Consider the following 10,717-nt stretch of genomic DNA (forward strand, 5'->3'; position numbering starts at 1 on the left):
AAAATCTAGTATTTACAGGTTATAGCAATATTTCTCAATCGTCAATGCTACTTTAGTTGTATTCAATAACGTATACAATACCCCTATTTTTGTACACACGTTTACAAATATGTACACATCCCTTTACATCAACATGCGTACATATTTGTTTACATGTATACATTTTTGCACACACAATGTTTTCAATTTGTTTACATGTATACTTTTTTGTTTACATCCTTGTAATCTATCAATTTTTACCATAATCCCCCTCCCCTTTCCCAGGATTGGAATCCCATTTAAAAAAGGATAAAAAAAAGAGCAGAGTCAAATTTGACTCTGCTCCTATGGCATACCCTTCTTAATTGCTATCCATTAAACGGTTACGGCTGACAATTTCTTCGCAGCAGCAGCTACTTTTTCCAATCCTTCGGCAATAATGCTTTGAGCTTGGTCCGGCATGGCGTTGTGGCCTTCAATAATGACTTCATCCATGATTTCCATTCCGAATACTCCGCCTACTACGTTTTTCACATAAGTAACAGCCATTTCCATTGGTGCTGCTTCAGGAGTGGAATAGACGCCTCCGCGTGCGCTTAGGATCACGGCTTTTTTATCTGTCAATAATTGAACAGCCTGGCCATTTTCATCGTATTTGAAAGAATATCCTGCTTCGTAGACATAGTCAATGAATGTCTGTAATTTCGCAGGGATTGTCAGGTTCCACAATGGGAAGGCAAACACCACGATATCTGCTGCTGAAAGGGCATCCTTTGCCTTTTGCTTTGCAGCTACAATACGCTGTTCAACATCTGTTAGTTCTTCGCCAGAGCCCATTTTGCCAAATGCATTAAATAAATCCTGTCCAAAGTACGGCATGTCTTCGGCAAAAACATCAAACGTCGTGACGTTGGCACCCTCCAGGTTTTCCATGAACGTCTCATACATTTTACTTGATACCGCATCTGAAGCTGGACGGTTATTTGCTTTTACAACTAATACATTCATTATATAGAACTCTCCCTTTATCTCGAAATTATTTATCTCGAATTAATAGTATATAAGAATACCGTATAAGTCAACCAATAAGATTATGTCACTTTATTCAAATTTCCAGGAAAAGTGTATAATTAGGATAGACTTGCTTTTAAGATTATTTGCTGGAAAACTGGAGTGAACTTTTTTGAATAAAAAGAAAGCCTTGCCTATTTTATTTGCCGTCATGTTCCTTGTAATGGTCGGGTTTGGAATCATCATTCCTGTCATGCCTTTCTATGCCGAACAGCTTGGCGCGTCGCCGATGCAGCTTGGGCTGCTTATGGCTGTCTACTCATTGATGCAGCTGCTGTTCTCGCCATTTTGGGGAAGAATTTCCGACAGGATTGGCCGGAAGCCGGTCATTATGATCGGGATATCCGGCCTCGCCCTTTCATTCTTCTTGCTGGCTTTGTCCACCCAGCTTTGGATGCTGTTCGCGGCGAGGGTCATCGGCGGAGTGTTGTCTGCAGCCAATATGCCTACTGTCATGGCTTATGTGGCGGACATCACCTCGGATGAAGACCGCGGAAAAGGCATGGGGATCATTGGGGCAGCCGTTGGCCTTGGATTCATTTTCGGTCCGGCCATTGGAGGAGTATTTTCAAAGGGCAACCTGGCAATTCCCTTTTACGTTGCCGGAATTTTATCGTTAATCACCCTTTTATTTGTCCTGTTTGTCCTAAAAGAGTCAACCAGCCCCGAACAGCGCAGCACCCAGGCAAAAAAGCGGGGAATGCTGCCGAAGGGGCCTCTTTCCATCCTGTATTTCCTAAGCTTCTTCGTCACCTTCTCGCTGGCAGGCCTCGAAGCTACATTTGCCTATTTTGCCGCGGAAAAAGCAGACCTTGGAACTGTGCAGCTTGGATATATTTTCATGATTATGGGACTGGGAGGAGCCATCGTCCAGGGCGGGCTTGTTGGTAAAATGACAAGGAACTTTGGCGAAGGCTTCGTGATCCAGCTTGGGATCATCGTATCCGCCATTGGCTTCGGACTGATCCTGCTGATTGATGGCTTTGTGACGGCTGCTGTCTTTTTGACGATTTTCGGTGTCGGGAACGGATTGATCCGCCCAAGTGTATCATCGCTTCTCACGAAAACGTCCACAGCGGGCCATGGCAGCACCACCGGACTGCTGTCCTCCTTTGACTCGCTTGGCAGGATTCTTGGCCCTCCCCTGGGGGGACTGCTGTTCTCGGTTGCCATCGGACTGCCTTATATCTCGGGCATCCTGGTTTCTATCCTTGCCTTTGTGCTCTACCGGATCTATGCTTCCCGGATGAAATCGCCAGAGTCCCAGGTATCCTGATCACAGGGGGCTTGCGGGATCCTTCATGCGGGTATAAAATATTTTAGTAAAAAAAAACCAAGCATCTTCATATAAAGCGGAAAGCGAGTGTTCATAATGGGCCGTAAATGGAATAATATCAAAGAAAAAAAAGCATCCAAGGATGCCAATACAAGCCGTATTTATGCTAAATTCGGGCGTGAAATCTATGTAGTGGCAAAACAGGGCGAACCTGACCCGGATCTGAACCAGGCCTTGAAGTTTGTTCTTGAAAAAGCAAAAACCTACAATGTCCCTAAGCATATCATTGACCGTGCGATTGAAAAAGCCAAAGGCGGCTCCGATGAAACCTATGACGAGCTTCGCTATGAAGGCTTTGGGCCAAATGGATCGATGCTGATTGTCGATGCGCTTACCAATAACGTCAACCGCACGGCCTCCGACGTACGGGCCGCTTTCGGGAAAAATGGCGGAAACATGGGCGTCTCTGGCTCTGTGGCCTATATGTTTGATGCAACGGCCGTCATCGGGATGGAAGGGAAAAGCGCCGATGAAGTGCTTGAAATCCTGATGGAAGCGGACGTCGATGCCCGCGATATCCTTGAAGAAGACGATTCTGTCATCGTCTATGCCGACCCGGACCAGTTCCATGCCGTCCAGGAAGCCTTCAAAAATGCCGGAATCACCGAATTCACCGTCGCTGAACTGACAATGCTTGCCCAAAATGAAGTGACCCTGCCGGAAGACGGACAGGCCAAATTCGAAAAACTGATTGACGCCCTGGAAGACCTTGAAGACGTGCGCCAAGTGTACCATAACGTTGATTTGGGTGAGTAAAAGAAAAGCGGAAGCGCCTTGCCCAGCCCCGACAAGCATAAGACGCTCCAGAATAGAAGGCGTTCTTTGCCTTCAATTCTGGAGCGTCTTATGTCCTCGAGGGGCTATGCGCTGGAGCTGGACAGTTATCTAATTACAGAAATTTATACTTATTACCCATTACAAAAAAGCCAGCCTGTTGAAATAAAACAGGCTGGCTTTTTATAATTTATAGGTTCTGGAAGAATAGACGGACAACATCGGCACCGCCGATGAAGGTCCCGAGGGAGCTTCCAAGATTGGACAGGACAATGACTAGCAGCACGCGGGTCACCTTATTTCTCCAGAATCCTTTGACGCTGAACACGTCCTCATTGAGCGATTCAAAGTCCTTTACGCTCGGACGGCTGAAATAAGCCTGGACGAAGCCGGCAAACCATCCTGCGGCCAGCAGCGGGTTCAGCGAGGTAATCGGAGCCATCACAAAGGCTGTCAGGATCGCCAGCGGATGTGCCAGGGCCAGGGCCGTTCCAATCGCCGACAGCGAGCCATTCCAAAGGACCCAGCTGATCGTCTGCTGCAGTCCTGCCTGCGGATTGGCAAAGAAAGTATAGGCAATGATCGCGAGGATGGCGATGGGAATGCTCCAGCCAATCAGCTTAGGCGCCTTTGACTTTGGCGGGATGCTCCTCAGTTTTGCCAGGTCATGATCCTTTTTGATTTCCTCTTTTATTCCCGGGACATGGGCCGCCCCCAGCACAGCCACCACTTTGTTTCCCGGCGCCGTTTTGATCTTCTGGGCGAGGTACTGGTCCCGCTCATCGATCAGTGGCTTTTTAAGGCGCGGGAACTGCTCGGTAAATTCATTCAGCAGCGAGTTCAGCATATCCTGGGATTTCATCTTTTCCAGTTCTTCTTCCGAAATGCTTTCCTTGTTGAAAATGCTCAGGATAATCTGGGACAGGAGCATCGCCTTGCCTTTTAATCCGATTCCGCCCCAAATGCGCGAAAACGTAATCTGAATGTTCCTGTCGGCCAGTACCAGCCTGGCGCCAACGTCCTTGGCCGATTGTATCCCCTGTATCATCTCCTGGCCTGCGTTTACACCCAACTCCTTGGCCATTCGCTTTTGAAACGAAGAAATCGCCAGGTTCATTAGCAGCAGCGAGGCCTTCTTTTCCTTGATGACCTTGAAAATGTCCATTTCCTTCCACTTGTTTCCTTCCATGATTGATTGGTACCTTTGCTCGTCCAGCTCGACGCAGACCGCATCCGGCCGTTCCGCCTCTATGACTTCCTTCACCTCGTCGGCACTGCGCTTTGACACATGGGCCGTTCCAATCAAAATAATCTCTTTTCCATCCAAATCTATTCTTGTAATGTTATCTGTCGACATAGCTACCTTCCTTTATTAAGCTGATGCAGTATGACTAATAATCTCAATTATGAGGCATTTGGGACAACTTTGGAAGCAGGATTCCCTGACGGCCTGAAAAAATTACGACAAGGTTTTTTAGCCATACATAAAAAAAGTGCCCAAAAGGGACACTTTTTTTATGATGTTTCCTGTTTCTTCGCCGCTTCCTCCAGCCTGCGGAACCTTCTCAAATCGGCTTTGCGGATTGGCAGCGGTTCCCTGCGCAGCAGCTTTCCTATCGCAAACATCATCAGGAGCAAAATCACCGTAAACGGCAATGCCGCCACCAGTGAAGCTGTCTGCAGGGCTTCCAATCCTCCGGCATACAGAAGGACGGCTGCAATCGCCGACATCAGGACGCCCCATACCATCTTGGCGAACAGCGGCGGGTTCGGATTGCCGTTCATCGTCATGCTGGCGAGAATGAAAGTAGCCGAGTCCGCTGAGGTGACCAGAAAAGTGAAAATTAACAGAATTGATAATACCGATAACAATGTCTTTAACGGAAGGACTTCATAGGTCTGGAACAATGCGGATGTCAAATCGGCATTTACCGCTTCGGCAATATTGGTGCCGGCGTTCAGATCATGCCATAAAGCCGTCCCGCCGAAAACAGCAACCCAGAAGCAGGCAATCAGCGGCGGTATGATAAGCACACCGATGATAAATTCCCTGATGGTCCTCCCCTTGGAAACCCTCGCAATAAAGGCGCCCACAAACGGCGACCAGGCAATCACCCACGCCCAGTAGAAGATCGTCCATTCCTGGACCCAGCTGCCGCCTTGATATGGCTGCATCCTTAAGCTATACGTGATAAAGCTGCTCAAATAATCGCCCATTGCCAACGTAAATGTTTCAAGAATAAAAACAGTCGGACCCGCAAAAAACACAAACGCAAGCAGCCCAAGGGCCAGTCCCAAATTAAGGTTGCTCAAGTATTTGATCCCTTTTTCAAGGCCGGTGCTCGATGATATCATGTAGGCCGCAAACATGACCAGAATGATAGCCATTTGAATGCCCATTGAATTGCCTGTGCCAAAGACAGCATTCATACCGCCATTCATTTGCAGGACACCCATCCCCAATGAAGTGGCAAGCCCCATCACGGTAGCAATGACTGCAAACGAATCGATCGTTTTTTTCACCGCCTTGTTTTTTCCGGTTACCGGCTCAAGGGCAGTGGATACGAGCCCCTCTTTCTTTTTGCGGTACTGCAGGAACGCAATGGCTAGCCCGGCAATCGCAAAAACGGACCATTGGCTGATTCCCCAGTGGAAAAATGAATACCCCATCGCGAGCCTTGCAGCCTCGTTGGATTGCCCCTCAATACCAGCATATGGAGTTGAAAAAAAGTGGCTCATCGGCTCGGCAACTCCCCAGAAAACAAGGCCCACGCCAAATCCAGCCGAGAACAGCATCCCAATCCAGGTAAAAAAGGAAAACTGGGGGCGGTCACCATCTCCTCCCAACCGAATTGCCCCATACTTGCTGAGGGCCAGCCCAATTAAAAAGACAATCATAATAAAAACAGCAAGCAAGTAAAACCAGCCAAAATTCTTTGTTGTATAGTTGTACAAATTGCCGGCCGTCTCCCCAAATTTGGCTGGCATGGCTGCTCCCAGAATAACAAGCAGCAGCAGGGTAGCAGTTGAAACTATAAACACCGTATTGCCCCGAATCTTATCTCCCATCGCAGTTCTCCTAAACAATTGATTTTTTTCACTCGTACCCTTATACCACGTTTTCAAACCTTGGCGGGGTGTCCAAATAATGTGGAATCAGGATGACATGGTTTCGGCCCATCAATGCAGCATTTGGCCGACCCGTCTGCAGAAAAAATCGTCACTTATAAATCCCAGCTGTTGAACGTGTCCCCATCCTGAAGGTTTCCGGATTGGTAGCCCCGGTAAAACCAGTTCTTCCTCTGTTCGGATGTGCCGTGCGTAAAGCTCTCCGGAACCACATAGCCGCGGGCCCGCTGCTGGATGGTATCATCTCCGACGGCACTTGCCGCCGTCAGGGCTTCTTCAAGGTCGCCTTCCTCAAGCAAGTCCATTCCCTCGGCGTGATGGGCCCACACTCCGGCATAATAGTCGGCCTGAAGCTCAAAGCGGACCAGGTACTTATTGAATTCCTCCTCACTCATCCTCTGCCGCAGCGGCATCACCTTCCCGGTCGTTCCCAATAACGTCTGGACATGATGCCCCACTTCATGGGCAATCACATAGGCCATCGCAAAATCGCCGGGGGCTTGGAACTTCTGCTGCAATTCTTTATAAAAACTTAAATCAATATATAGCTTTTGGTCACCAGGGCAGTAAAAGGGCCCCACCGCGGAGCCTTGCGTGCCGCAGGCGGATTGTACGCTGTTCGTATATAGAACAAGTGTCGGCTTTTCATACACCATGCCATTCTGCCTGAAAACTTCCGTCCAAACGTCCTCCGTATCCGCCAGGACGACCGAAACAAATTCGGCTAGTTCCTTTTCCTCTTCTGTTTCGACATAGGGAGCTGCAGGGTCTGTCCCCACTCCTCCCATATTATTCAGCATCGAGCCAGGGTCGCCGCCCATGAACATAAAAATCAGCMCCATGATGATTCCGCCAATGCCACCGCCAGCGAGTAAGCCGCCGCCTCCTCTTCCCCTGCGGTCCTCCACATTCGAACTGCCTCTTCTGCCTTTCCACTGCATGCCTTTTCCTCCTATCAGGGAATCTAGTGATAGATATATACCCAAATTTCAGGAGACTTAGCCTGCATAAAAAAGCGCGGCCACATGTGCCGCGCTCCCCTTCTAATCCAATTTGATTGTTTTTCCGCTTTTCATCGATTCATAGCACGCTTCGATCACCCGCATGTTCTGAATCGCGTTTTCCGCTGTATAGGAAGGCTTGCCATCCTCCAATATCACCTGGGAAATATGTTCAACCTCCAGCTTGTAGATATCGCCGTAAATCTTTTCTTCCCTTGTGCCGCTTTCACTTTGGATCACCAAAAGGCCTTCTCCGCCTTCGTAATGGTCCGGGCGGAAGGCTCTCGGAACCTTGATCTGCCCTTTCGTGCCCATCACTTCATACTCCGCCCTGAAGGCCATGTCGAAGCTGCTGTCAAAATAGGCATGGACTCCATTCTGCATTTTCATGTAGCCGAATGCCGACATATCCACTCCGTACTCATGGTCAATTTCCGCTTTCACGTCGACTTCGGAGGGTTCCGACTGCAGCACATTCCGGATGGCATGGATGCCGTAGCACCCGACATCATAAAGGCTTCCACCGCCTTTTTCCGGGTCGGTCTTAATGCTGTCTTCCCTCTGCCCGAGGTAAAAAGAGAAGCTCGCCCGCATATGCTTCACTTCGCCAATCTCGCCTGACTGGATGATTTCCCGCACCCGGTCATGCTGCGGGTGGAACTGGTACATGAATGCTTCCATGAATTTTACATTTTTTTCTTCACAAAAATCAGCCATTTCCTTTGTTTCTTCCGCCGTCAATGATGCCGGCTTTTCGCAAAGCACATGCTTGCCATGGTTCGCCGCCTCGATGGTCCACTTTTTATGAAGGCTGTTTGGAAGCGGGATATAAACAGCATCAATATCCGGATCCTGAAGCAGTTCCTCGTAGCTTTCATATGCCTTTGGAATATTGAAACTGCCGGCAGCCTCAGCCGCCTTTCCGCTGCCGCTGGCAATGGCCGCCACCTCGGCATTCTCCGCCCGCATAATGGCCGGAATCAGCTCCTTTTGCGCAATTTTTGCCGTACTTAAGATTCCCCATCTGACTTTTGCCATTTTGCTCATCCTCTCAACGGTTATGTAACTTTCTGTCCTATTCTAAATAGTACCATCAAATGTCTCTTTCTCCCAGTTCGGTCCTGCGGCCAGGACAAAAAAACTCCAGCGTATTAAATCGCTGGAGCACCTGACTTTATTGCAGGGCTTTTAAAGCGTTAAGATGGCCGCTGCCAAAATAGGACTTGTCCTTGCCTTTTACACCGTCCACCCCTTTTTTATATAAAAGGTCTTCAATCTTGGCCGGTGACATCTTGCCATATTTATCGATCAATAGGGCTGCCACTGCGGATACCTTTGGCGTCGCCATTGAGGTGCCTATGGACCAGTACCAGCCGCCGTCTTCACTTGTACTCAGATTGAATTCTGTTTCGAATAACCGCTTGGCAATATATTCATTAAACCTGCCTTCAGAGGCATACTTGTCGTAAAGTCTGGCATCGCCTCCGACTGCGGCAATATCAATAAAGCCAGGGCCATAGTTGGAGTAATTGGCGAGCACATCCTTTGGCCCTGTGGCAGAAACCGTCACAATGCCGGGAATCGCGCCAGGCACCTCGAAGCCCGCACCAGTATAAAAAAGCCCATTTCCAGCATACTCGGCATTCAGGTAATCCATCACTTCACGTTTGTTGGTGCCATTGATCGCTTCATTCCCTGCAGCTGCGACAACAAGGGAACCTTTTTTGGTGACATAGTCCACCACACGCTTATAGGCTGTGAAGTCGGCGACATCATTTCCAAGCGGAGTCTTCTCGCCTGTTTCCGGGTCAACATAAAACGCTTGGCCAATCACATCGAACCCGCCGAGACTCATGGAAATCACATCCACACCGTCATTTGCGGCCGCTATCATGGCCTCAAAGATCCAGGCTGATTCCGCAGAGCTTTCCCCAAAGACACGATAGGCCCGGATTCCTGTATCAGGTGCCACTCCCAGCATGGCCCCATTGCCCGCGATCAAGCCGGCGACATGGCTGCCGTGTCCGTGTTTATCATCAAAGGCGTCTAGATTACCTGTCTCTGTCGGCTCTGTTCCCTGAAATCCGCCTTTTGGCACAAAGTTTTTTGAACCCGGCAGCAAATTCCCCGCCAAATCGGGATGATCACGGTCAATTCCTGTATCGATGATTCCGACGACTACATCATGAGAACCTGTTCCAAGTTCATAGCTTTTGCCATTATTGGTGATCCGCTTTATATCCCATTGCTTTTCCCACAAAGCTGCATTCCCTGTCTTCACTCCACTGGCTTGAATCCGCTTTGACTCCGGGAGGCTCCATGAGAGGGAAGGGCTGGCAGCACTCACACCTGAAAGGAGCTTCAGCTTGGAAAAAGCCGCGGACGGAGCCTTCACCTGGACAAAGCCAATCTCGGGCACTTCATCCACCACTGCCCCGCCAAGAGCAGTTACCTGCTTCCTAAAATTTGCCGGGATATTGTTTTTCGCAAACAGCACCGAATAGTACTCATCCTGTGATTTAACCGGCGCTGCCTGAGCAGGCTGTATCAACCCAACTGTTAATATTAGAGTAAAAATGATTGCAAAGAACTTTTTCATCCTTCTGCCTCCTGACAACCTTTTATTTTCAACATGTACTGCGTTTTCCTCTGCCTACCATTTAGGCATATCGATGAAAAACCCTTTATGTTTCGTTCACCAAATAATTTCGGCATTCTACAAGTAGCGTAGGTTTTTTGCCGTAATTTATTGGAACAAATCGAAGGCTGTTGGTTTTGGCATGGGGAGCTTCACCCTTTTTACCTATTTTTACCAACATGGTCATCTCTTTCATTTTTCTCACATATACTGTCTAATAACCTTCTTTTAAAAACTTATCAACCTTATAACCTTCAAAGGAGTGATGCGCATGACAGGAATGCTTAACTTTAGGGAGTTTTATCAAAGAAAGCCTCTTCCCATCTCCCCCAATGATTTAACGGCCATGCAGAAGGAAGAAAGCCGGTTCGAGGATTGCACCCACTGGCTGATAGCCCTTGAAGGCTGTGAAGAAAAGGGAAATGACCTCCGCTGGAGAGTCGTCATTTATACCACCGCGGCAGACGGCTATTTCAACCAAGGGTCCCCCTTCTTCCGCTCGCAATCAGTGAAAACCTTTAAAGAGGCAGAAGAGCTGTCCAAAGAGATGGAAGCCTTCGCTAGGCAAGACCAGCTGGCTATTGTTAAAAAATAAAGAGAATAAGAGAAACACTCTTATCTTCTTTTTGCATGACCATGTGAAAAATGTACATAATTCTCCTGCCCGGTTTCCCCCTGCTCTTCAGGTAAATTCCTTCTGCTTTGATCCTCAGACTCCTTTTTGTTTCTGTTTTTATCAAAACGTCGTTAATCCTGCCATTATTCGGACTCGACCTTGTTCTTTTCCTC

9 protein-coding genes are annotated in these 10,717 nt (G+C 48.4%); 3 read left to right on the plus strand and 6 right to left on the minus strand.

Features of this window, described 5'->3' with window-relative positions; translation table 11 throughout:
• Positions 1–354: 354 nt before the first annotated feature.
• Positions 355–987 (minus strand): FMN-dependent NADH-azoreductase, encoded by a 633-nt coding sequence (locus ADU22_RS04790; protein WP_053361162.1) that lies wholly within the window; start codon positions 985–987, stop codon positions 355–357.
• 175 nt (positions 988–1,162) lie between these two features.
• Here ADU22_RS04790 and ADU22_RS04795 point away from each other — a divergent pair, with 175 nt between their 5' ends.
• Together ADU22_RS04795 and ADU22_RS04800 are read left to right on the plus strand one after the other, a co-directional pair.
• A complete protein-coding gene (locus tag ADU22_RS04795; protein ID WP_053361163.1) occupies positions 1,163–2,326 on the plus strand; it encodes an MFS transporter in 1,164 nt (387 codons plus the stop codon).
• Positions 2,327–2,422: 96 nt separating this feature from the next.
• Complete coding sequence (locus ADU22_RS04800; protein WP_046523866.1) at positions 2,423–3,142, plus strand: YebC/PmpR family DNA-binding transcriptional regulator; 720 nt, start codon at positions 2,423–2,425, stop codon at positions 3,140–3,142.
• 208 nt (positions 3,143–3,350) lie between these two features.
• Here ADU22_RS04800 and ADU22_RS04805 read toward each other — a convergent pair whose 3' ends face one another.
• The 5 genes from ADU22_RS04805 to ADU22_RS04825 all read right to left on the minus strand — a co-directional run bounded on the left by ADU22_RS04805 (position 3,351) and on the right by ADU22_RS04825 (position 9,889).
• Positions 3,351–4,517 (minus strand): TraB/GumN family protein, encoded by a 1,167-nt coding sequence (locus tag ADU22_RS04805; RefSeq protein ID WP_053361164.1) that lies wholly within the window; start codon positions 4,515–4,517, stop codon positions 3,351–3,353.
• Positions 4,518–4,675: 158 nt separating this feature from the next.
• The gene (locus ADU22_RS04810; protein ID WP_053361165.1) at positions 4,676–6,229 is read right to left on the minus strand and encodes a BCCT family transporter; all 1,554 of its coding nucleotides are present in this window, start codon (positions 6,227–6,229) and stop codon (positions 4,676–4,678) included.
• Between the two features lie 155 nt (positions 6,230–6,384).
• Positions 6,385–7,230, minus strand: a complete 846-nt coding sequence (gene ypfJ / locus ADU22_RS04815; protein ID WP_053361166.1) for a KPN_02809 family neutral zinc metallopeptidase — start codon at positions 7,228–7,230, stop codon at positions 6,385–6,387.
• Positions 7,231–7,332: 102 nt separating this feature from the next.
• Entirely contained in the window at positions 7,333–8,328 is a 996-nt protein-coding gene (locus ADU22_RS04820) for a Gfo/Idh/MocA family protein (protein WP_053361167.1), read from the minus strand.
• 136 nt (positions 8,329–8,464) lie between these two features.
• Positions 8,465–9,889: a S8 family peptidase gene (locus ADU22_RS04825; protein ID WP_053361168.1), complete on the minus strand. Its 1,425-nt coding sequence runs from the start codon at positions 9,887–9,889 to the stop codon at positions 8,465–8,467.
• Positions 9,890–10,199: 310 nt separating this feature from the next.
• Here ADU22_RS04825 and ADU22_RS04830 point away from each other — a divergent pair, with 310 nt between their 5' ends.
• Complete coding sequence (locus ADU22_RS04830; RefSeq protein ID WP_053361169.1) at positions 10,200–10,523, plus strand: hypothetical protein; 324 nt, start codon at positions 10,200–10,202, stop codon at positions 10,521–10,523.
• Positions 10,524–10,717: the final 194 nt, after the last annotated feature.

The sequence above is a fragment of the Bacillus sp. FJAT-27251 genome (assembly GCF_001273925.1).
GTDB lineage: Bacteria > Bacillota > Bacilli > Bacillales > Cytobacillaceae > Mesobacillus_B.